At 57.8% G+C, this 19,008-nt stretch carries 27 protein-coding genes and 1 tRNA gene; 14 read left to right on the top strand and 14 right to left on the bottom strand.

Annotated features, from left to right (window positions below):
* Positions 1-109 precede the first annotated feature (109 nt).
* Both ACSQ3J_RS27270 and ACSQ3J_RS27265 read right to left on the bottom strand, forming a co-directional pair.
* Entirely contained in the window at positions 110-631 is a 522-nt protein-coding gene (locus ACSQ3J_RS27270; protein ID WP_060506387.1) for a disulfide bond formation protein B, read from the bottom strand.
* A 7-nt stretch (positions 632-638) separates the two neighbouring features.
* Positions 639-1,226 carry a YqaA family protein gene (locus ACSQ3J_RS27265; protein ID WP_060506386.1) on the bottom strand — a complete coding sequence of 196 codons (588 nt, stop codon included), beginning with the start codon at positions 1,224-1,226 and terminating at the stop codon, positions 639-641.
* A gap of 177 nt (positions 1,227-1,403) precedes the next feature.
* On the opposite strand from ACSQ3J_RS27265, the gene ACSQ3J_RS27260 reads away from it, so the two are divergent.
* The 4 genes from ACSQ3J_RS27260 to ACSQ3J_RS27245 all read left to right on the top strand — a co-directional run bounded on the left by ACSQ3J_RS27260 (position 1,404) and on the right by ACSQ3J_RS27245 (position 3,083).
* A tRNA-Leu gene (locus tag ACSQ3J_RS27260) sits at positions 1,404-1,488 on the top strand.
* A gap of 359 nt (positions 1,489-1,847) precedes the next feature.
* Positions 1,848-2,099, top strand: a complete 252-nt coding sequence (locus tag ACSQ3J_RS27255) for a type II toxin-antitoxin system HicA family toxin (RefSeq protein WP_436040726.1) — start codon at positions 1,848-1,850, stop codon at positions 2,097-2,099.
* Complete coding sequence (locus tag ACSQ3J_RS27250) at positions 2,096-2,638, top strand: type II toxin-antitoxin system HicB family antitoxin (RefSeq protein ID WP_436040725.1); 543 nt, start codon at positions 2,096-2,098, stop codon at positions 2,636-2,638. The genes ACSQ3J_RS27255 and ACSQ3J_RS27250 overlap by 4 nt, the downstream gene beginning before the upstream one ends.
* Positions 2,631-3,083 carry a hypothetical protein gene (locus ACSQ3J_RS27245; RefSeq protein WP_436040724.1) on the top strand — a complete coding sequence of 151 codons (453 nt, stop codon included), beginning with the start codon at positions 2,631-2,633 and terminating at the stop codon, positions 3,081-3,083. Before ACSQ3J_RS27250 ends, ACSQ3J_RS27245 begins: the two co-directional genes overlap by 8 nt.
* Before the next feature lie 16 nt (positions 3,084-3,099).
* Here ACSQ3J_RS27245 and ACSQ3J_RS27240 read toward each other — a convergent pair whose 3' ends face one another.
* From ACSQ3J_RS27240 to ACSQ3J_RS27215, 6 genes are all read right to left on the bottom strand, one after another.
* Entirely contained in the window at positions 3,100-4,185 is a 1,086-nt protein-coding gene (locus ACSQ3J_RS27240) for a tyrosine-type recombinase/integrase (protein ID WP_436040723.1), read from the bottom strand.
* Positions 4,185-4,442, bottom strand: coding sequence for a hypothetical protein (locus tag ACSQ3J_RS27235; protein WP_436040722.1), 258 nt, complete (start codon positions 4,440-4,442; stop codon positions 4,185-4,187). The genes ACSQ3J_RS27240 and ACSQ3J_RS27235 overlap by 1 nt, the downstream gene beginning before the upstream one ends.
* A complete protein-coding gene (locus ACSQ3J_RS27230; RefSeq protein ID WP_436040721.1) occupies positions 4,442-4,813 on the bottom strand; it encodes an HNH endonuclease signature motif containing protein in 372 nt (123 codons plus the stop codon). The genes ACSQ3J_RS27235 and ACSQ3J_RS27230 overlap by 1 nt, the downstream gene beginning before the upstream one ends.
* Before the next feature lie 314 nt (positions 4,814-5,127).
* Positions 5,128-5,904, bottom strand: coding sequence for a hypothetical protein (locus ACSQ3J_RS27225; protein WP_436040720.1), 777 nt, complete (start codon positions 5,902-5,904; stop codon positions 5,128-5,130).
* Positions 5,904-6,407, bottom strand: a complete 504-nt coding sequence (locus ACSQ3J_RS27220) for a hypothetical protein (RefSeq protein ID WP_436040719.1) — start codon at positions 6,405-6,407, stop codon at positions 5,904-5,906. Before ACSQ3J_RS27220 ends, ACSQ3J_RS27225 begins: the two co-directional genes overlap by 1 nt.
* Positions 6,404-6,901: a hypothetical protein gene (locus ACSQ3J_RS27215; RefSeq protein ID WP_436040718.1), complete on the bottom strand. Its 498-nt coding sequence runs from the start codon at positions 6,899-6,901 to the stop codon at positions 6,404-6,406. The genes ACSQ3J_RS27220 and ACSQ3J_RS27215 overlap by 4 nt, the downstream gene beginning before the upstream one ends.
* A 2-nt stretch (positions 6,902-6,903) precedes the next feature.
* Here ACSQ3J_RS27215 and ACSQ3J_RS27210 point away from each other — a divergent pair, with 2 nt between their 5' ends.
* The 7 genes from ACSQ3J_RS27210 to ACSQ3J_RS27180 all read left to right on the top strand — a co-directional run bounded on the left by ACSQ3J_RS27210 (position 6,904) and on the right by ACSQ3J_RS27180 (position 11,821).
* Positions 6,904-7,485 (top strand): hypothetical protein, encoded by a 582-nt coding sequence (locus tag ACSQ3J_RS27210; RefSeq protein WP_436040717.1) that lies wholly within the window; start codon positions 6,904-6,906, stop codon positions 7,483-7,485.
* Between the two features lie 202 nt (positions 7,486-7,687).
* On the top strand, positions 7,688-8,125 hold the full coding sequence (locus ACSQ3J_RS27205; protein ID WP_436040716.1) for a hypothetical protein: 438 nt from the start codon (positions 7,688-7,690) through the stop codon (positions 8,123-8,125).
* A complete protein-coding gene (locus tag ACSQ3J_RS27200) occupies positions 8,095-8,871 on the top strand; it encodes a pyocin knob domain-containing protein (protein WP_436040715.1) in 777 nt (258 codons plus the stop codon). Before ACSQ3J_RS27205 ends, ACSQ3J_RS27200 begins: the two co-directional genes overlap by 31 nt.
* A gap of 2 nt (positions 8,872-8,873) precedes the next feature.
* Complete coding sequence (locus ACSQ3J_RS27195) at positions 8,874-9,548, top strand: DUF4376 domain-containing protein (RefSeq protein WP_436040714.1); 675 nt, start codon at positions 8,874-8,876, stop codon at positions 9,546-9,548.
* Between the two features lie 597 nt (positions 9,549-10,145).
* Positions 10,146-11,015, top strand: a complete 870-nt coding sequence (locus ACSQ3J_RS27190; protein ID WP_436040713.1) for a chitinase — start codon at positions 10,146-10,148, stop codon at positions 11,013-11,015.
* Positions 11,012-11,278 carry a hypothetical protein gene (locus ACSQ3J_RS27185; protein WP_436040712.1) on the top strand — a complete coding sequence of 89 codons (267 nt, stop codon included), beginning with the start codon at positions 11,012-11,014 and terminating at the stop codon, positions 11,276-11,278. The genes ACSQ3J_RS27190 and ACSQ3J_RS27185 overlap by 4 nt, the downstream gene beginning before the upstream one ends.
* A gap of 135 nt (positions 11,279-11,413) precedes the next feature.
* Positions 11,414-11,821 carry a hypothetical protein gene (locus ACSQ3J_RS27180; RefSeq protein ID WP_060505340.1) on the top strand — a complete coding sequence of 136 codons (408 nt, stop codon included), beginning with the start codon at positions 11,414-11,416 and terminating at the stop codon, positions 11,819-11,821.
* 17 nt (positions 11,822-11,838) lie between these two features.
* Here ACSQ3J_RS27180 and ACSQ3J_RS27175 read toward each other — a convergent pair whose 3' ends face one another.
* The 6 genes from ACSQ3J_RS27175 to ACSQ3J_RS27150 all read right to left on the bottom strand — a co-directional run bounded on the left by ACSQ3J_RS27175 (position 11,839) and on the right by ACSQ3J_RS27150 (position 15,965).
* Positions 11,839-12,225: a hypothetical protein gene (locus ACSQ3J_RS27175; protein ID WP_060505341.1), complete on the bottom strand. Its 387-nt coding sequence runs from the start codon at positions 12,223-12,225 to the stop codon at positions 11,839-11,841.
* Positions 12,226-12,859: 634 nt separating this feature from the next.
* A complete protein-coding gene (locus ACSQ3J_RS27170) occupies positions 12,860-13,663 on the bottom strand; it encodes a calcium-binding protein (RefSeq protein WP_060508708.1) in 804 nt (267 codons plus the stop codon).
* Between the two features lie 140 nt (positions 13,664-13,803).
* Positions 13,804-14,046, bottom strand: coding sequence for a hypothetical protein (locus tag ACSQ3J_RS27165; RefSeq protein WP_436040711.1), 243 nt, complete (start codon positions 14,044-14,046; stop codon positions 13,804-13,806).
* Positions 14,043-14,339, bottom strand: coding sequence for a hypothetical protein (locus tag ACSQ3J_RS27160; RefSeq protein WP_436040710.1), 297 nt, complete (start codon positions 14,337-14,339; stop codon positions 14,043-14,045). Before ACSQ3J_RS27160 ends, ACSQ3J_RS27165 begins: the two co-directional genes overlap by 4 nt.
* Before the next feature lie 60 nt (positions 14,340-14,399).
* Positions 14,400-15,437, bottom strand: a complete 1,038-nt coding sequence (gene ligD / locus ACSQ3J_RS27155) for a non-homologous end-joining DNA ligase (RefSeq protein WP_436040709.1) — start codon at positions 15,435-15,437, stop codon at positions 14,400-14,402.
* A 216-nt stretch (positions 15,438-15,653) separates the two neighbouring features.
* The gene (locus ACSQ3J_RS27150) at positions 15,654-15,965 is read right to left on the bottom strand and encodes a hypothetical protein (protein WP_436040708.1); all 312 of its coding nucleotides are present in this window, start codon (positions 15,963-15,965) and stop codon (positions 15,654-15,656) included.
* Positions 15,966-16,360: 395 nt separating this feature from the next.
* Here ACSQ3J_RS27150 and ACSQ3J_RS27145 point away from each other — a divergent pair, with 395 nt between their 5' ends.
* The 3 genes from ACSQ3J_RS27145 (at position 16,361) to ACSQ3J_RS27135 (ending at position 18,990) form a co-directional block, all read left to right on the top strand.
* Complete coding sequence (locus tag ACSQ3J_RS27145; protein ID WP_060506375.1) at positions 16,361-16,585, top strand: hypothetical protein; 225 nt, start codon at positions 16,361-16,363, stop codon at positions 16,583-16,585.
* A 212-nt stretch (positions 16,586-16,797) separates the two neighbouring features.
* On the top strand, positions 16,798-17,277 hold the full coding sequence (locus ACSQ3J_RS27140; RefSeq protein WP_060511831.1) for a GNAT family N-acetyltransferase: 480 nt from the start codon (positions 16,798-16,800) through the stop codon (positions 17,275-17,277).
* Positions 17,278-17,361: 84 nt separating this feature from the next.
* On the top strand, positions 17,362-18,990 hold the full coding sequence (locus ACSQ3J_RS27135) for an AMP-binding protein (RefSeq protein ID WP_060506373.1): 1,629 nt from the start codon (positions 17,362-17,364) through the stop codon (positions 18,988-18,990).
* Positions 18,991-19,008: the final 18 nt, after the last annotated feature.

Below are 19,008 nucleotides of genomic sequence, written 5' to 3'. Positions count from 1 at the left end.
TGTCACAGGAATCCAGCCGTGCGATATCTTTCGCGTGAAAAGGTCGCTTGCTCCAGGGTCTGAGCAACCGAATCCCCGCCATTAAAGCGAGGAGCACCGGTGGCAGGATTTAGGCCTTTGCAGCGCCACGCAGCGCGATTGCTGCCAGGATGAGGCTGGCAATGACGTTCCATCCGGCAAAGGAAAGACCGAGTACGCGCAGGGACGCATCCGTGCAGGATGGGCCGTGCTTGCTGTCGAGATCGCCGAGCAGGTCGCCGACATTGCCGGAAACGCCGGATGCCGACGTCGCGCAGGTCGCCGGGCCCTCCCAGAAATGCCATTCGACGCCGGCGTGATAGATGCCGGTTCCGGCCCCCACCAGCATCAGGATAGCAATGACCACAAGCAGTGCGCGCGTCGTCCAAACGGGTAATTTGAGAACAGAAGTGGCAATCGCGACGATGCCGATTGGAATGCCCCAATAATAGGGCGTGCGCTGAATCAGGCAGAGCGCGCAGGGGATATAGCCACCGATATGCTCGAAGGCGAGCGCGCCGCCGACAGTGCCCGTCATGCCGAGTGTGGCGAGGACGGACGGCAGAAGGCCACGGGGGGGCTGGGTCAGGCTTGCGCTCACGGCGGGCTCCATCGGGATGTCAGGCAAGGAAACGGTAGGCGGCGAAGATGGCGATCAGCAAGCCGGCGGCGGCGGCTGCCAAAAGTCCCAGGCGCTTTTCGATGAAGTCGCGGATCTCTTCGCCATAGCGCTGCAACAGCCAGGCCAGAAGGAAGAAACGCGCGCCACGGGCAACGATCGCCGAGACGATGAAAAGCCCGAGATTGATGTTGGCAGCACCGGACAGAATGGTCACGACCTTGATCGGTGGCAGATGCGCCAGGCCGGAGGTGACAAGCAGAAGCACGAGCGTTTCGTAGCCAACTGATGCCTTCATCGTCTCGAAGGCTTCGAGCTTGCCGTAGAAATGCAGGATCGGCTTGGCCAGCGCCTCGAAGGCGTAGTGGCCGATATACCAGCCGGCAATGCCGCCGAGCACGGAGGCAATGGTCGCCACCAGCGCGTAGCGATAGGCCCGTTCCGGCCGGGCAAGTGCCATCGGCAGGTAGAGCACGTCAGCAGGAACCAGAAAGACGGAGCTTTCAACGAATGCGATGACGGCGAGCCACGCTTCGGCGGATTTCCGGGCGGCGAGCGACATTGTCCAGTCGTAAAGGCGTCGAAGCATCAAGGATTTCCAGTTTCGCTTCCCGCCTTTTAGGCAGGATTGGCCATGCTGTAAATGATTTGCTGCGGATGCGAATTGCACAGTTTTGTGATTCCCGCCCGCTGATCTTGAAAATCCCGGTTGACCGTTCCGAAAAGGTTCGTGTAAACGCTTTTTGCTACCCCGAAAGGTATCCGTGCCCCGTTGGCGGAATTGGTAGACGCGCCTGACTCAAAATCAGGTTCCGAGAGGAGTGCTGGTTCGATTCCGGCACGGGGCACCAGCACCTAAAAACAATGCTGTTTTCATTGATTTTTACTGGCCTGAATGTCCAGACCTTACGCATCAGGTCCAAAAGCTGGACACGTTTGTTCCCTTCCTGTCCTGTGTATGGTGAGCGGGTGACGGGGTTGGCGACTGTGCTTTAGCGAGATGTTAGTGCTCTAAAGTTGAATAACTGAATTTTTCCCCTTGCGCGATTGCCGGATACCCCCTTTACGATGCGGTCACAATCTAAACGTGATTCCGCGTCGAAGGCTTTAACTTGTCCGAAACTGTCTCCATATACGTTAGAGTTGAATGTGCGACTAAAAATCAGTTGCATCGGAACCTTCGTCGTGGAATAGACGTTGGTGTTGTCGAATGACCCGCGCGGATCGGCTGATTGAAGAGTTCAAGGCGTGTCGCGGCCCCTTTCCGTACAAGGATCTTGTACGGCTTTTGGTAAACTTGGGGTATGTTGAGACGTCTACGGGTGGGGGCAGTCGGCGTCGGTTTGCGCATTCAGAAACGAAGCATATTATTCGACTTCATGAGCCTCATCCAGGCACAGAGGTGTTAGAATATATGGTGAAGCAGGTTCGCAACGAGTTGGTGGAACGGAAGTTGATATGAGAACGGTGAATTACAAAGGCTTTCAGGCGTCCGTCGAATTTGATGATGGGAAGCTCTTCGTAAAGGTTCTTCACATCGATGATTTGCTTGTGGCGCAGTGCGATATGGCATCGGAGGCGCAAGCGGCCGCTGAAGAGCTGATTGACGCCTATATTGCGGATTGCGAGGAGTTGGGTCGCCCGCTGACCAAGCCATTTAATGGTAGTTTCAACGTACGGCTCACGCCGGAAACCCACCGCCGCGCCGCAATGGCTGCAGCGGACGAGGGCCTGAGACTAAACGCTTGGATGTCTGAGGCGGTCGAAGAAAAATTGGAATGCGGTAAGCTATCCGATCGCATTGATGGCGTGTTTTCGTCCAGAACTTTCGATTACAACTCGGAGGGTTTTATGGAATGGTTCCATCTTAAGACAACCGAAACGAAGTTCGAGGCGACGAGAGTTCGTGAATTCAAGTCTGGTGGCGAGAACGAAAACGGTGTTGTGAGCCTGGATATTTTCCGGGAGGCAATGAAAGGACGGAAGGCCAGCAATGGCTGAGAAGATAGCTCGATCAAGACCCGGTATGGCGAAACGCGCCCATAATAAATTTCCAGCGGAAGCGCGCATTATTGCAATTTCGCTGGTGAACACGAACGTTACTTATTCGATCGGTGCCGACGAAGAAGGTGAATATTCGTATAGTGCTGTCGTGGGCAAGCCGCTTCCTCTTGAGGGAGGGTCGTATGTTTATCGCTGCACAATAGAAATCTCAAAGAACAAGTCGGACTCCGATGAGACGAGTGCGGGCTTCAGCGCAAGCTACATGTGTGGCTTCCACTATGATGGCGAACCGGATACGGCTCATTTGATAGCGAGAAGGCTTTCTGTGACGGCAATTTGGGCCATGTTCACCTCTCTGTTTGCCGTAGTTGCGCAGCAGATCGGCGTTGACTTCCCCTCGCTGCCGTCACATCCGAAAAATGTGTCTCTCGCTGAAGAATAGCCCCTGATAAATCCAGTCAATCTTGTGAATCATCAGGGGCGGTCATCAACTGCATCGCGCTCTTCGCGAGCTTCTTTTGATTGGCGGCCTTGGTGTACCGCGCAACTTCCTTTGACGTGGTGTGCCCGGTTACGGACATGATCTGATGCTCTGTCGCACCATGGTTTGCGAGTCGAGTAGCGGCAACTTTACGAAGGCCGTGGGCGCTGCAGTGGGGCAGACCAGCTTCGTTGCAGCGCCGGCGAAAGTACCCTCCGAAGCCATTCGGAGTGAACGGCTTGTCGAACTCGGTCACAAGAAATGTCAGGTTACCACCGGTGGTCGCGTCTAAGATCTTCTGCAGATCTGGATGGATAGGTAGCTCCAAAGTGATGGGCTTGCGGCGACGGTTCTTTTGCTGGGTAAATTTGATCTGCCCGTTGCTGACGTGCTGCCTGCCGAACAAGATGATGTCGCTGCGGCGCTGTCCGGTGTAGAGCATCAAAGCCATAGCAAGGCGAGCCTTGGTGCCGATCGGGTGCCTGGCTTCATATTTCTCCAGTTCGCCTTCCGTCCAAGTGTGGAAGCCGTCAGAGGTGCCTTTAAAATAATCAACGTCTCGCGCTGGGTTTGTTAGCGCCAACTCGACATCCTTCGATGTTGCCCAGCTGAATACGGCGCGCAATGCTTTGACGCGCCCGTTACCTGCCTCGGGTAGCCCGGCCTTGCGATCGCGCAGGACGCGGACGGCCTTGGGGGTCAAGGCCGAAACCGGAACGTCTTCGAATATCTTTGATGAACCGGCTTTGATTGGCTCGGCCCATATGTGTTCTATGATCTGTTTGCGCACCAGGCGGGTGCGAGGGTCCAGCCCGATGTAATCGGACGACTGGAAATACTTTTCACAGAGCCACCGGAGCGTGCCCGCAGTAGACATCTTCGGTCCGATGCGCTCTGCAGTCAGGACGCCATTCAGTGCATCGTAGTACGCCTGATTGAATTCATCGCTGCCCGGCACCCCCGGTAGCCTGATCTTTCTTTGGCCACGCTTACGAAAGTAAAACCGGAGGACGCCGTCTGTGTTGTCCTCGACGACGTATTTTTTACTGAACTTCTTCGGCATCAGACCTCAAATTCCCACCCGTCACCCTCTTCGCCATCGCCGCCGGGCAAACGGTCGAAGGCCCTGTCGAGCGCGCGCCGATCCCATATCGTGCGCGCGTTTGCCTTTTTAGGCTTAGGCATTCTGCCATCGCTGGTCATTTCGTCAAATAGACTTGGCGACACACCGACGTAGGCGGCCGCCTGGAGGCGGTTCAAGCCACGGGCGGCCGGTAGTGGGCAGGCGGTAGGGGCGCGCTCTACGGCTGCTGCAGGCATCAGAGAACCTCCTCACATTCGAGTGGGGGGCCGCCATTATGACCAAGACGGGCGCGACGCGCTTCTTCCCTCCGCATCGCATTCCGCTTCCGCGTGACCATCTGGACGTGCTTGTCATTGTCGGGACGAACACAACGGCGGTTGCGGCAGACGTGATCCAGTTCTTTCTTTCCGGGAATGAAGCCGTGCTCGTTGGTCCACATGGCTTTGTGGACGGCAACAGTCTGGCCGTCCAGCGACATGCGCGGGTAATCTGCACCGCGACCCTCAGTGCCGGAAGTTGGGCCGGTCCAATTATAGCAGCCGGTAACGGGGTCGATCTCGACCCGCGCCATGATCTTCGCTCGGATGCGGTCGCGGCGACTACTCATGAGCAACCTCGTCGCGCGAAAGCATTGCCCTCATGTCAGCATCTGTGATCGGTTCATGCCAACGGACACCGATGCCGCCGCATTCCCGGCATCCGTAGCCCGTGATGCAGCCGAATATGTTGCTCCATGGATAGCGACCGGTTTCCTGCCCATCAACGGTCTCGTGGCAGCCAGTGCAGGGCATCCATCCTCCGCCATCCTCCTTTAGGACATCAGCGACTTGCTCGGTGTACCTCATCGCTTCATGCAAAGTGCTGGCGCCGGCAAGGTATCCTTTGCGGTATGTCGCTTCCCTGCGGCGGACCGTCGCTCCCTTACTCATCGCCGGTTGCCCCGCCGGTTGATGGAGACGGGCACGGATCTGCAAGCTTTCCCCAACCTCCGCCCGCTATGTCTGTTGCTCCACAGGTCGTGCATACCTCGTCAAAGGTGCTTGCGTCGCTGGCTCGGGTCGCATGGGATGGGTGGAGGCCGCTTGATTTCGTATGATCTGGGATCTTGGTTCGGTTGATTTCGGCGCGCTTGGCCGCCTGCCACAGTTTGACTGCGGCCGGCCCCTTGTCGAAGATCTCGTCGGGAGTGATGAAGTCCAAATAGGTAGGGCCGTAACTTTCGGCATGCGCAGGCACGTAGGTGATACCGTTAACAAAGATCTTTTCGGGGGGAACGTAGCTCGCGTCCGTATCCCATCCGGTGATGAACGTGGCTGGCTGATAACCCTGTTGAAGTTTGAGCGCGGAAGCAATGGAGATCTGCCACCCGGCCTTCAGCTGGAATTGGCGTTCAAGAGGCACGGGCACAAGGGTGCCTTCGTTGTTGCGGATGGCAAGCAAGGCTCCCTTTTCCATCATCTGACGCACAATGTCGTCAGCGACGGTAAGCGCCTTTTGGTCGATGTCTGCTGGACCCCGCGAAATCGGCGCTTGGGCGGCTAAAGCGGCGTTCCAGTAGTGCCAGCCCGCATTGACAACCTCGTCCTGGTACCCGTCGTCGCAACGCACAAGGCATTCAACGCGGATCTGGATTTCGAGAAATCCGCTCTCCTTCAGCCGAGTGACGACGGCGGCCTCGAATAGTGCGCGCTGGTCCATCAGGCAACGCTCCATTCGGTAACATCGCCTTCGAAGGTGTCATAGGAGGATGGTGTAGGCGTTACGATGGCCTTTCCTTCGAGTGCGCTGAGTACCTCGGCTTCGCTTACACAGATAGCGTTTGCCATCAGAGCCATCAGCTCCGGCTCTTCGCCATCGTGTGTCCAGATAATCAGGCGCTTGCCACGACCGGCGAACCATCCGCCTTCAAGGTGGGCTGAACGGCCGCACGGTAGGAGAAGTACGCAGGTATCTGCCCACTCCATCCCACGAAAGTCATTCATATAGCCGCGCGCCGCGATAGGATGGGTCGTCAGCAGCTTGCGATACTCTGACGCCTTCCAGCCCTGCCAGTCGGGATCAATCTCCGACCATGCGAAGCCAGGGACGCCGTTCGGCGGATTGCGGAAGTCATAGACTTCGTGGCCGGCGGCGCGGAGCATGGTGACGGCGTCGGGCTGATAAGGATTGCGCCAAGAGGACGCGAGATAGATACGGCTCATTCTTCTTCTCCGGAATTGTGGGATTGGATGGCGACTAGGACCTCTTGGTGCTCGCCTGCTTCGGTGTCGGCACCACCATCCGGTATGCCGAGAGCGCGCTCGATAGTGCTGGCAACAGATTCAATGACGGCGCGGGCAAAGTGAATTTGCCCATTCTCGTCTTCAGGGAAGGTTTCCGGTATCCAGCGGCGGATCATCAGGGCCGACCGGCGCAACTCATCGATATGCTCGGGTGTGATACCCCGCGAAATCGGTGGGGGCGGAGACGGCGCGTCGCTTCGGTCAAGCTGCATTTCGCCGCGAACCCAGCTTTCGCGTTGGGCCTGCCGCATGGCCTGCTGGGCTGCCGGCGACATTTCAGCCAAATGAATTTTTGCCTCAGCCAACCGACGCTCTAAGTCAGGGCGTTCTGGTACACCCCTATCCACCACCCGATCTTGGGGTGATGGGGAACCGGTCATTGCGACCGTGCCGTGATGCTCAATCTCGGTCATCCGTGTCTCTCCCACAGTTGGAATTCGGCGCGCATGGCGAACCACCGGCCGGCGGCATTCAGTTCGCTGCGGGATTTGATTTTCAGAGCTTTGCGGACGCAGTCGCGCACGTCGTCATCGCTCGCGTCGGGTGCCAAGCCGTGCTTGTCGACGAGGTAGGTACGGAACGTTGGTTCCGCGCACTTCATTCCGCACTCCGCGGCAAAGTCGCCCGTACCCGTGTCGGCGTTTCGACGCTGTCGAAATATGCTTCCAACAGCGATGAATTCCGCGAAAGCCTAATCCCGGTTGACATCGCAGTCGAAGCGGATCGCCGCGCCGGGTCGCCGATCATCATCAAAGAGGCGGCGCGCCAGCTGGGCTACCAATTGACGCCGCTGCAGGAGGCGCTGCGCTCCGGAACGCGCATCAGTGAGCGCGACGCCCACGTGATCCTTTCGGAGGCGATGGACGTTTCGAGGGGGCTGATCAGCGCGTTTGAGGACGGGAAGATTGATTCACTCGAACGCAAGCAGTTGCGCAAGGAACTGCGCGAACTGATCCGCGCCGCCGAAGACATTCTCCACCGCATGGAGGACGAATGATGGCCCGGTTCAATGTACTTGCTCCTGCACCGGCGGCGGTTTCCCTTCCGATTTTCGATGGCCTTCCCCCTGCAGTCCGCGCCGCAATCGCCAGCGCGGACTTTGCGTATGATCCCCGCATTGTCGCTGACCGCCTTGAGAGCGGCGCGCGAGCCGCTCGCATCATCGCTGAAATTGTCGCGTTCGACCGGAGGCCCCAGCCATGGTGGTAGCGGTTCCGAAACTGGGTCCAGCTCAGGAAAAACTCATGCGTTCCGCTTTGAAGCTGGGCGAGCTGCGAACACACACGACGCAATATCGTGCGGCGGCCAACAAGCTGAACGGAAAGCAGTTCCTTCGAAAGGACAAGCATGATGCGGACCTGTTTACGCCTACCGATGCAGCCTACACCGTTTTTGCCTCGTGGGGCTTCAGGCCTAAAAAAGCCCCCGTGGTAGCCGCGGCAACCAACGATGACCATACGCCGCGCCGGCTCAGCATCAATGATATCGACGTTGGATATCGCTTGCGCAGCGTCGATCAGGAGCGTGTGGCGGCGCTCAAGGCTTCGATTACAGACTTGGGCCTTCGCACGCCCATACCGGCGCGGGCGTCGCGGCGCTGGCGGATTTGTCGGCCTTTGCTCGCACAAACATCCTAAGCAAGGCTGATCGGGCGGCGTTGCTGGCGACGACTACGGGTATCGGTGTTTCTGAAAACCTTCGTAAATCAACTCTGATAGTCGCCGACTTGAATGCCGTGTTTATTGGCGGTTGGGTCACGGGTGTTTCAGGAACAACATTGAACCTCCCCCCGGGTGGCGACTACGTTAACGTGTTCACCATTCCGGGCGCAGACGGCAGCGTGGCCACGCAATTTGCGCATATGTGGGGAAGTCCTTTTCGTATGTGGTCCAGGTCGAGAAACGAAGTTGGCGCTTGGTCAGCCTGGGTTGAGCGAGTTCAGCAAAGCTTTGCATCCGTGGAACAGGGCGGCGGCGTAGGGCAGACAACCAATAAGGTTAGAATGGGTTGGTCTGCATCCAACAAGCTGCTTGCTCAGGTTGATGGCTTGGAGCTTGGGGTCGTTTGGGCTGATCAGTATTCGCCTTCGTCGAAGGCGGTGACCGGATATCAGAGGTTGGCTAACAATATCCTTTTGCAGTGGGGGAATGTGTCGCCGACAACCGGAACGCAGAATTTCCCATTCCCCTTGGTGTTCTCTGCAATTTACGGGATGCAGATAACTCCAACGGGGGGCGCTGGAGCGGACACCATTGTAAGTCAGTGGGTTTCGGGCACTTCCACATCCGGGTTTACCTTGAGTACGAGGCGCGCTCTGAACGGTGGCTTGGTGGATAGCATCGGCTTCCCGGCGTATTGGTTTGCAATCGGATTGGGGGCGTAAAGATGAAATATGCGCTTTTTGACGAAGTGGGGCTGCCTACCGCATTTTACTCTGAGGACGTTCACGGCAACCAAATGCGGCCGGTCTACCAGCCAGGCGAGCCTATCGATGGTGAGCCGGTTTACGTTGGCGACAATGAAGACGGAACGCCGATCTATGGGCCACCTGCGCTCATCGGATATAGCGACCCGGTTCAAATTGGCGAAGAGCCGAATCCGGACTGCAAAATCCCCGCCGATGCCATTGCCATCACGGATGAACAATGGATGGAGTTCCTGACAAATCAGGGCTTTCGCCGCTGGGACGGCTCCGATGTTGTTGCCTATGAAGCGCCAGCGGCGGCGGCCACATCTGACGATGTCAACGCCGAGCGCCAGCGCCGTATTACCGCAGGACGTGTCATCAGTAGCGTGCGGGTGACTGGCCGGGCCGACGATGCCCGAAACCTGATGAGCCTGGCGCTCATTGCGCAGATGCGGATCGCGGCTGCAGATACCACCACACCAACCACGTATCGCGACGGCGACAATGTCGATCATACGTTGACGCCGCCGCAGATCGTATCCATGTGGCAAGGGTCCGCGGCCTATGTCTCCGCGCTCTATCAGGCGTCATGGGACATCAAAGCCATGGAACCGATACCAGCCGATTTCAGCGCCGATCAATACTGGCCGTAGCCAGACACCAGGTGCCCGGAGCGGTCACCCGCTCCGGAGATGGGCTTGAGTTTCCGACCACGCTCATCTGACGGCGATCACGGATCGACCGTCACACCTTCCCCTCTCGGGGCATAAATCATGGCAGATTTTTGCGCAGTCGAAAAGAAGAAGGCGAGGCCTGATCGCCCCAGGCAGGCGAGAGCAGGCCTCTAACTGGCAGTCCGGGAGAGTGGGTCCGGTAGCCAGCTGTTTAGAAACTGCCACGCCACCCTTTTGTTCTCAACATCGAAGGAAATTACCAAGAAAACAGTCGGGGATATCTGGAGCCGGCGGATCGAGCTTGGCTGCACGATTGCGGGTCAACTCACCCTGGTTATGCGACCAAGGAGTAAGTCCCAATTGCGGTCAACAATGTGAGGGCCAGCGTGGTCTTCATTGCAATCGCAATTTCCTGAACGTTCTTCAGCCGACGCGGCTTTTTATCCCAGTCGTAGACCATCTTGATCCTCATGATCATCGCGCGGGAATGAACCCGGCGGGCATGTATCGTCGGTGGGCGATACCTCTCTCGGCTTGCCTGAGGCTTGCCGTTTTTCCCAGAGCAAAGGAATTACCATGAACCTCACAGCGTTCTTCGCATACGCGAGGCGCGCGCCTTTCGGTGGCCGCCTGACACAAGCACAAATTGACGGGATGACGGCCATCCTAACCGAATGGGACAGGCGCAAGCTGCTTGATAACCGGTGGCTGGCCTACATGCTTGCGACTGCGTTCCACGAGACCGGCGGCAAGATGCAGCCGCTTCGCGAAAACATGAATTACACCAGCGCTGCCCAGATCAAAAAGACCTGGCCCACGCGCTTTCCATCCACCGCCAGCGCCCAGCCTTTTGTTCGCAACGGGCGCGCCTTGGCCAACAAGGTCTACGGCGGGCGGATGGGCAACACCGGCGCCGACGACGGCTGGATTTATCGTGGTGATGGCCTTCCACAGCTGACCGGCAAGGAGAACTTCCAGAAGTTTAATGTGCAGCCCGGTATGAGCCTGGCGACGGCGGTGCGGGTCATGTTCGACGGCATGATCAAGGGCATCTTCACCGGCGACAAACTCTCAGACCATTTCGGCCAGATCGCAAACGATCCGATTGGCGCCCGGGGGATCGTCAATGGGTCGGACAAGGCCAAACTGATTGCCGGATATTTCAAAAGCTTCATGGACGCTATCGAAGCGGCGAGGGACGTTCACCCGCCCTCGGACGTGGCCCCTGCGGACGCCAAGGCTGATGACAAGCCGGCTGGCCAGAGTGGCACGGCAATCACGACTGTACTCGTCCCGGCCGCAACCGGCGTGGCTGTCCCGATCGTCACCGGCATCAACAACGTCTATGCGCTGATCTTTGCCGTGGCGCTGTTGGCTGTGTCTTGCATCGCTGGGTTCATGTTCCTGTCGGGTCGTTGGTCGATCAACCGGAGCAAGGCGCCATGATCTCCCGCGCCTCACTCGCGGCAGGTGTCGGTGTCGGGCTGATATTCGGCCTGGTGCTCTACCACCTGATCAACATCGCCGTGTGGCGACCTGCGGCGGTGAGCGAGGGCAGGGAGATGGAACGTGCCGACGCCCTCAAGAAGTCGATAGAACTGATCCAGAAGCGGAGCCAGACCAATGCCGAAATACATGTTCTTGATACTGGTGCTCTGTGCCGTGAGTTGGGTGGTCGCTGGGTGCCAGAGCACCGCGTCTGTGACTGATGGCAGCGGCTTCGAACTGCTGACACCATCGCCTGAAACCCGCGCTTTCATCGTCGCCAATGATCAAACGTTCGGCCGGCAGGTGGCAGGGCACAACAGAACCTGCAACGCGCAGCCCAGGTGTCGGAAATAGATATGGCTTCAAACGATGACATCATGCTCGCGCTGGGGAAGGTTCAGGAAGGCGTTGATCGCCTGCGGGCCGATTTCCAAGATGAAAAGCAAATGGCCCATGAAAGTCGCTCGGTTATCCACCAGCGGCTCGACAACCAGGCGCAACAGATCGCCCACATGGAGACGACGATTGCAGTCAGGGGGCAGATAGACGCTCAAGTGAGGGGTGAAATCCAAGCCCTCAAAGAGACGGTGGAGAAGAATCAGGGCATCGTCGCCCCGGCGCTGGAAGAATGGAAGCGGATGAAAACACTTGGTGTCGGCATCAGCGGGCTAATCGCTCTCGCTGGGCTGACAATCGGTGGGATCGTTGCCTATATGAGCGAGACGGCCGTTTCCGGTATCCGGCATTGGCTGAAAATCCCGTGATCGCGTACCGTCACCTGCTACCAGGAATTCAGGCCGGAACGCTTCTTTCCCACAAAGACTTCAGCCTGCGAGGGCGATTTCACTCGCCAAGTTTCGCAAACCTCTTTCCCGGAATCCAACGCTTCCCAAGCTCGGCAAAACTTGTCGCCTTTTATCTTCCACGTCCCTCGCAGTGTTATTGTTTTTCCATCGTCCGTCTTTGCCGATCCACTGCCGGTTCCGTCCTTCGCCAGGACCAGCGTCCCAACGTAGCCTTCACCTTTGCCGCCGAGGGTGATTGCCTTGCCATTAGCCAGAAGGGCCTCCAATTGCGGGCCTTTCATCACCTTCCCAGCGGCGTCCGCGTCGATAGCGCCTGCAGCAAGCATGAGCATAGCCGCAGATGCAATTGTGATCTGTTTCATAACGCTACTCCCTCTCGAATGGCGTATCTCATCATGAACGCATGTACGGGACAATTTGGCTATTGGGAGTAGGGGGATGTCCTCGGTCGATAACTTTGGTCTCGCCGTCAACCTTCGTCCAGGTCAGCGGCCAGTCCGCGCGGCTTCGCTGTTTACCTTACGGCATAACCTTAACAAGAGGTAAACGAGCAGCGGAGGTGAAGATGTGCCAATTTGGTTGCGTCGGGTGAGGGAGGGCGCTCGGTGCATTTGAGCACGAAAGCATTTAAGCTCCCGCTGGTAGCAGCGGGGGCTGTTTTGCGTGCTTAAAGCCTATCAAAACAGCTTCGTTGAACGAGCTCAGCCCTTCCAGGCGACCAACTTACCTTCATCAACCGCCGAAAAAATGGGTATGGGAGGCGAATGTGGACGGGTCGGATATCCTTGAAACGCCGTTTGGGACGGAACATCCCAACACGCGAACGCTTGCTGTAACCGTCGGTGGGCGAATATCAGTCCTCGGGCCTCTCGCCGATGAGATTGAGGCGACGACAGCCGGCAGGGAATATGCCACTAACTGCGGCACCACCACTCCAGAATGACGGCTTCTGACTTATTCGTACAGGCCGCAATTACAAGCCGCGGGGCCATATTCTCAAAGCAGAAAATCGTCTTTGTAAAGAGTGACAGAGGCGTCGATCTTTATGGCGAAATCGGCTTTCCTGTCACCGTCCACATCGCCATATACGAATGTGTCTCCATTGGCTTTTTCATAACGCAACTGTCCCGGTTTCCCAGTGAAAGCCTTGGAACTAACCCAGGAAAACGCCTCGTCACCCCTCACTTTTACATTTGCATCGATCCCGGAGACATCAATGGTGTCCCCTTTTGAGTACGCCGTGTGTTTGTCCCAAGCGGTAATGACATCGGGATTCTTAACGGTGCTCTCTGCTCGATACTTGAACATGAAGGTATCTTCACCCTTGCCACCAGAGAGCACATCGCGGCCTAAACCTCCATAAAGGACGTCGTTCCCGGCATCGCCATACAATCGATCATCCCCATTGCTGGCGATAATCTTATCTTGGCCTCGGTCGCCTTTCAGAATGTCGCTACTGGCGGTGCCCCTGATAATATCCTCGAGGTCTTGCACCCCAAACGAAACTGACGCGCTGTCGCCATCGGGACCTGAGATGTAGAGCTCGTAACGGAAGGGCTTGCCCTGATAACTGTCGTAGTCGAGGTCCGCATCAATAACGATCCGATTGCCGTCAATGCGGAAAACCGAAGTACCCACCTCCCACTCACCAGTTATACCCCTATAGTCGACCCAGGCGTTCTGGCTTAACGTGAGGTTCGAGCCCTCAGGAGCGGATATTTCTGCTATCGCTGTGCCTACCGCAATTCGCTCGGGAACACCCTGGGGAAACAAAAGACTGATTGTTATCTGGTTGGCCAATATTTGGATCCTTCACGAGAGCGGACTCTACCTAGAGTCGGTACTATTGTCTGACTCTGCGGCAATTGGCAATTTAGTCGATGGGTTGCGGCACACGTTGAACCTGCCGCGAACGCTAAGGCCACGCTGCGCTAGCGAATTCAGTCTATAATCTCGGTGTCCTCATCGACCTTCGTCCACGTCAACGACCATTCGTCCATGCTGCCTTCGTTGTAGGTGTAGGTGCCGTGGTCTGCAATCTCCGTATCCATTGTGACCCAATCGGACGGAGCAACGCCCGGTAGATCGAGGACGCGCAGGTATTCACGCAGCTCGGCTAAATCGGAGACGTGCTTGACATCCTGCCGGCCCGGTTTTGCGATCGTCCATGCATAGATAGTCATGATTTCCCTCGCTCTCTGACATAGGCATCTACGAGCCGATCGGCCGATGGGAAAGCGCCGAAGTCATTGGCATCGCCGCTATCGTTCGGCGGGTCTTCCGCCGGATCCGGGTCTTCAGCGTAGGCGATCCGCATATTTTTCAAAACCTCTTCCATGGCCGATATTGTCTCAAGCGTTCCCCATCCATGCGTGGTGGCTTGGTCAAGTATGTCCTGGAGCGGCCCGTCTACCTCTTCCTGGCACAGAAGATGGCGGTCCTCATGGGATGCCGGGAATTTCGGCTGGTTTATCATCGTGGCTCCTCCGTTTCGCGGGAAACCGGAATACGTTTGAATTGTTCCCCGGAGAGGCAGTCAGTCAACCTGGTAAACGTCGGCTGCATCTGCATCGTCTCTAAGCCCCTTGAATGAGGCATGACGCAACTTTCCGTCTCCCGTCCAAGCGCGAAACTCGATTTCAGCGACAAGGTCCGGCCGGGCATAGACGAGGTTCTTCCCTTTGATGGAAACCGGCGGCCGCTCGATCAGCATCTGGTTTAACTGCTGTTTCAGCTTGCGGGCCTCACTGTGTTTGAAGCCAGTTCCTACAGAACCGACGTAGACCAGCCTGTCACCTTTGCGGGCGGCCAATAGCAGGCTGGCAATGGCGCCCGGCATCGTGGTGGATGGCTCGTAGCCGACCACCACAAAGCTCTCGCTCTGTACGCATTTGATCTTTAGCCAGTCGCCGAGCCTGCCAGACCGATACGGCCGGCGGCGATGCTTCGCGATTATACCCTCAAGGCCATGCTCGCACGCGGTCGCCAGAAGCATGTCGCCATCGGCTTCGATCTCTTCCGAAAGCCGGATTGGTCCATCGTTCTCGGTTATGATGCTCTCAAGGATCGATCGACGCTCTGCCTGTTCCATCCGGGTGAGATCATGGCCATCATAATAGAGAAGGTCGAACGCATAGAAGATTGCCGCCCCGGCATTTTTCTTTCCACCCCGGCCGCCGAGCGCAGTCTGCAGCGCTCCGAAATCTGACCGGCCCTGGTCGTCAAGAACGACCGCTTCCCCATCCAAGATCATAGTGGCGCCGAGGTCTCTGGCGGCTTTCTCTAAACCCGAGAAGCGCGTGGTCCAGTCGTGGCCACCTCGCGTCAGTATCCTGACCTTTGTCGGCTCGACGTGGATTGCCAGCCGATACCCATCCCATTTGATTTCGAATGCCCAGTCGTCGCCCTTTGGCGGTTTGGCAGCCAGCAGAGCAAGGCAGGGCTCTATCCGATCCGGCATGGGGTCGAAGGGAAGGCGGGGCTGGTTGGGGTCGCGGGCTTTGCGCGCTCGGCTCTTCAGCGGCAGATCGGGTTCCGCGCGAAGGCCTATCGGTTTGGGAGGTCGCTTTGCCATCCCGATATTGCGCCACAAGTTTGTTAAAGAGTGATTGCGGTCAGTTCCGAACTGCCGGCTGCTTATCCCAATAGTCGGCCGCCACGTGCTCGCTGCACCGCCACTCGATGATCCCGCGGCGATCCTTCCCAAACGCACCCCAACGCTTGCAGCCTGGGTGATCACACCAGTGCTCGAAATGCACCGGCGAGTTCGGATGAACTATTCTGTCGTCGCTCATGATTTTCTGCCTTGTGGGTCACGCGGCGTCATCACCCGCAGACACAGCTCCCATCGTTCCTCAACCTTCTGGGTGGCGAGCCGGGCCGTGTCTGCGTAACCAGCGTTCGGCATTGGCGGGGTTCCAATATGGGTTTTCGGGAACCAAGCTGCCCAGTGCCATTTGCCTTTGGTCGGACCGTGGAACTCTTTCCGGATACGGCCGATCATTAATTCACCGTCCATGCCGATCCAGTCGGTATCCCTCGGAGGGTCGTTCTCGTCTAGCTCTGTGCGGTGCCATTTGTATTTGGGCTGGTAGTCGGTCATGACGAAGGGATACCGGCTGGACACATTTTCGAAAAGCATAATGATTGCTAACGATGAGCATGTGTCCAGAAATTTGCCGAGATACTGGAAAGGTTCACTTTCCGCAGTCCGGCACGGGGCACCACTTTGATTTCAAGTCCTTCCCACAAGATTGCGAATCGTCTGGCTGAACACGGCGATCGCGGCGCTCGCATCACGCAACTTGCTTAACCGAAATACAACCTTCCGGCGTGCGGGGCGTGGATATTGCTGCCGGTTTGCTTCAAATCAGGACAGATCGAAAAGTCGGTTAACCGCCCCGCTGCATCACGATTGCAAAATTCTCTGACGATGCCCAGTCTGGAACAAATCAATCCCCCATCGGCACACTTTGCCTTGCAATCACGGAGTCGAGCATGTCCCAGTCTGCTACGTCCTGCGCCATTTTCGATGATGTCGATGCACTGTCCGGTGCCCTGTTTTCGTGGTGCGCGGAGCGCGGTGTCCGCCTGCGCAGCCAGGAGGGTGTCAGTGCTGCTGGTGCCGTCATCGATCTGTTCTTCGCGGGATACACAACGCAGGACGAACTGCTCGGTGCCTTGAATGAACGTCATAGCCGCGAAGTCGTCTTCGCGTCCTGACGCGGCCGGCTCCAACGGGGCCGTTTCCCGCCCGATATGCGAGCCCGGGGCAAAGCCGCACGCGGAACATGCTGGTTAAGGCAGTCGTCTTAAGACTTGTTGCGCAGGTTTCATTACCGCCATCTTATCGCCGCACGCCGCTGAGCAGCCTTCCAACACTATCGGGGACGGCGGACTTCGGTGTAATGACTGCTCGGCGCATAGGAGTTGCAATGGCAGTTTTCATTCGAGCGGCACATGACGAGGACAGGATCACCCTCGGAGCACTTAAGCTGCGGTCTTCGCTGGCTTGGGGAGATCATATCGAAGAGCTGCAAGCGCTGCCAGAAGCGAAGGAAGTGCGGGCCGAGCACATACCACATGCCATCGTCGCGGAACTCGACGGAGAGATCGTGGGCTTCGTAACCGTCTTTTCCAACGAGGGCGCTATGCCGGCCGAACTGGAGGACCTGTTTGTCGCGCCCGAAGCATGGCGAATGGGGATCGGCAGAGAGCTGCTCGCGCAGGCGGAGCATCGTGCCGCAGCGCTCGGGGCACGATCGGTACATGTGGTCGCTGGCGAGCGGGCCAGGCCATTCTACGAAGCTTCGGGATATCGATTCGCCGGAACGGTCGCGACGGATTTTGCTCCTGCAGCCGAATTGCTCAAGGATTTGCCACAACACCGCAGGCATAAGCTCAGTTCTGAGTGAGACGATACTCCGCGCCGGGCTCAGTTGAATTTCCTGGTCCGGAAGTGTTAGGTGCGCTGCAGCGAAATTTCTTGCGGCGGGCACATGCTTCCGATCAGCGATACCTATGAGAACCTCCGCCGCGACTTCCGCTGGCAGGTTCCGGCAAAATTCAACATCGGCACCGCCGTCAGCGATGATTGGGCGCAGTGCGAGCCCGAGCGGGTCTGTCTGCAACATTTCAGCCCCGATGGCGCGCACCGATCGTTGACCTACGGCGCTTTTTCGGCGCAATCCTCATCCTTTGCACAGGGGCTTCTCGAGCACGGCGTCAGGCCCGGAGACCGTGTGGCGATCCTTCTGCCGCAAAGTTTCGAGACGGCAATAGCCCATGCCGGTATTTACAAGCTCGGAGCCATCGCCCTGCCGCTGGCGCTGTTGTTCGGGGTCGAGGCGCTCGAATACCGGCTGCGCGATGCGGGTGCTGTGGCTGTCGTCACCAACCGCTTCGGCTATGAGAAAGTCGCCGCGCTCCGCCAGCGCTTGCCGGATTTGAAGTTAATTGTCCTTGTTGAGGGAGATGAACCGGATACGATCGGTTTTGCGGGACTTGCGCAAACGCCTGCTCCGGATTTCACCGCTGCCGATACGACGCCGGATGACCCGGCAATGATGATCTACACATCGGGCACGACCGGGCCGCCGAAGGGTGCGCTGCACGGGCATCGCGTTCTGCTCGGCCATATCCCGGGCTTCCAGTTTCACCATGCCTTTCTGCCGCAACCGGGCGACCGGATGTGGACGCCGGCCGACTGGGCTTGGGCCGGCGGACTATTGAATGCGCTTCTGCCCTCGTTGCTGCTCGGCGTTCCCGTAGTGTCCTCACCCGGCCAGAAATTCGATCCGCACATGGCTTTCTGGATTCTGGAAGAGATGGATGTGCGCAACGCTTTCATTCCGCCAACGGCGTTGCGGCTGATGAAATCAGTCGATAATCCCCGCTCGCTCTACAAGCTCAACCTGCGCACCATCGGTTCGGCAGGCGAATCGCTCGGACGCGAAACCTGGGAACAGGCAAGTGCGGCCTTTGGGGTTCCGGTCAATGAGTTCTATGGCCAGACCGAGTGTAACATCGTGCTGTCGTCGGCAGCCAATCTCGGCGTACTGAAGCCGGGCTCTATGGGCAAACCGGCGCCCGGCCATAAGGTTGCGATCATTGACGGGGAGGGCAGGGAACTGCCCGCCGGGCACGTCGGGCAGGTCGCTGTCCGCAGGCCTGATCCGGTGATGTTCCTCGGCTATTGGAACAATGATGCGGCAACAGTGGCAAAATTCATCGGCGACTGGATGACGACAGGTGATCAGGGCGTTCAGGACGAAGAGGGTTACATCACCTTCTTTGGCCGGGACGACGATGTCATTACTTCGTCGGGCTACCGGATCGGCCCGGGGGAGATCGAGGATTGCTTGGCGGGACATCCGGCCGTTCAGCTTGCCGCCGCCATCGGCAAGCCGGATCCTGTGCGCACCGAGATCGTCAAGGCCTATGTCGTGCTACGGCCGGAGTACGCGCCAAGTGACGAGCTTGCCGCCGATATCCGCGATTGGGTGAAGACGCGGCTGTCGATGCACGAATATCCGCGCGAGATCGAATTTCTCGACAGTTTGCCGCTGACCACGTCCGGCAAGGTCATCCGCCGCATCCTGCGCGACAGGGCTATCGCGCAGGGATGATCCTGCCGGCGGTATCGG

The organism is Rhizobium sp. LjRoot98, from assembly GCF_964252935.1.
GTDB lineage: Bacteria > Pseudomonadota > Alphaproteobacteria > Rhizobiales > Rhizobiaceae > Pararhizobium.
The sequence above is the reverse complement of the archived record's forward strand: the minus strand, read 5'-3'. Positions and strand labels throughout refer to the sequence as shown.

What these genes read in the sequence shown, in the direction of transcription:
- ACSQ3J_RS27245 (WP_436040724.1), top strand. Translation starts at nt 2,631, where the DNA reads ATGGCTGAGAAGATAGCTCGATCAAGACCCGGTATGGCGAAACGCGCC.
- ACSQ3J_RS27135 (WP_060506373.1), top strand. Translation starts at nt 17,362, where the DNA reads ATGCTTCCGATCAGCGATACCTATGAGAACCTCCGCCGCGACTTCCGC.
- ACSQ3J_RS27205 (WP_436040716.1), top strand. Translation starts at nt 7,688, where the DNA reads ATGGTGGTAGCGGTTCCGAAACTGGGTCCAGCTCAGGAAAAACTCATG.
- ACSQ3J_RS27250 (WP_436040725.1), top strand. Translation starts at nt 2,096, where the DNA reads ATGAGAACGGTGAATTACAAAGGCTTTCAGGCGTCCGTCGAATTTGAT.
- ACSQ3J_RS27225 (WP_436040720.1), bottom strand. Translation starts at nt 5,904, where the DNA reads ATGGACCAGCGCGCACTATTCGAGGCCGCCGTCGTCACTCGGCTGAAG.
- ACSQ3J_RS27150 (WP_436040708.1), bottom strand. Translation starts at nt 15,965, where the DNA reads ATGACCGACTACCAGCCCAAATACAAATGGCACCGCACAGAGCTAGAC.
- ACSQ3J_RS27145 (WP_060506375.1), top strand. Translation starts at nt 16,361, where the DNA reads ATGTCCCAGTCTGCTACGTCCTGCGCCATTTTCGATGATGTCGATGCA.
- ligD (WP_436040709.1), bottom strand. Translation starts at nt 15,437, where the DNA reads ATGGCAAAGCGACCTCCCAAACCGATAGGCCTTCGCGCGGAACCCGAT.
- ACSQ3J_RS27160 (WP_436040710.1), bottom strand. Translation starts at nt 14,339, where the DNA reads ATGATAAACCAGCCGAAATTCCCGGCATCCCATGAGGACCGCCATCTT.
- ACSQ3J_RS27270 (WP_060506387.1), bottom strand. Translation starts at nt 631, where the DNA reads ATGGAGCCCGCCGTGAGCGCAAGCCTGACCCAGCCCCCCCGTGGCCTT.
- ACSQ3J_RS27220 (WP_436040719.1), bottom strand. Translation starts at nt 6,407, where the DNA reads ATGAGCCGTATCTATCTCGCGTCCTCTTGGCGCAATCCTTATCAGCCC.
- ACSQ3J_RS27180 (WP_060505340.1), top strand. Translation starts at nt 11,414, where the DNA reads ATGGCTTCAAACGATGACATCATGCTCGCGCTGGGGAAGGTTCAGGAA.
- ACSQ3J_RS27175 (WP_060505341.1), bottom strand. Translation starts at nt 12,225, where the DNA reads ATGAAACAGATCACAATTGCATCTGCGGCTATGCTCATGCTTGCTGCA.
- ACSQ3J_RS27240 (WP_436040723.1), bottom strand. Translation starts at nt 4,185, where the DNA reads ATGCCGAAGAAGTTCAGTAAAAAATACGTCGTCGAGGACAACACAGAC.
- ACSQ3J_RS27165 (WP_436040711.1), bottom strand. Translation starts at nt 14,046, where the DNA reads ATGACTATCTATGCATGGACGATCGCAAAACCGGGCCGGCAGGATGTC.
- ACSQ3J_RS27215 (WP_436040718.1), bottom strand. Translation starts at nt 6,901, where the DNA reads ATGACCGAGATTGAGCATCACGGCACGGTCGCAATGACCGGTTCCCCA.
- ACSQ3J_RS27265 (WP_060506386.1), bottom strand. Translation starts at nt 1,226, where the DNA reads ATGCTTCGACGCCTTTACGACTGGACAATGTCGCTCGCCGCCCGGAAA.
- ACSQ3J_RS27230 (WP_436040721.1), bottom strand. Translation starts at nt 4,813, where the DNA reads ATGAGTAGTCGCCGCGACCGCATCCGAGCGAAGATCATGGCGCGGGTC.
- ACSQ3J_RS27190 (WP_436040713.1), top strand. Translation starts at nt 10,146, where the DNA reads ATGAACCTCACAGCGTTCTTCGCATACGCGAGGCGCGCGCCTTTCGGT.
- ACSQ3J_RS27185 (WP_436040712.1), top strand. Translation starts at nt 11,012, where the DNA reads ATGATCTCCCGCGCCTCACTCGCGGCAGGTGTCGGTGTCGGGCTGATA.
- ACSQ3J_RS27235 (WP_436040722.1), bottom strand. Translation starts at nt 4,442, where the DNA reads ATGCCTGCAGCAGCCGTAGAGCGCGCCCCTACCGCCTGCCCACTACCG.
- ACSQ3J_RS27140 (WP_060511831.1), top strand. Translation starts at nt 16,798, where the DNA reads ATGGCAGTTTTCATTCGAGCGGCACATGACGAGGACAGGATCACCCTC.
- ACSQ3J_RS27255 (WP_436040726.1), top strand. Translation starts at nt 1,848, where the DNA reads ATGACCCGCGCGGATCGGCTGATTGAAGAGTTCAAGGCGTGTCGCGGC.
- ACSQ3J_RS27195 (WP_436040714.1), top strand. Translation starts at nt 8,874, where the DNA reads ATGAAATATGCGCTTTTTGACGAAGTGGGGCTGCCTACCGCATTTTAC.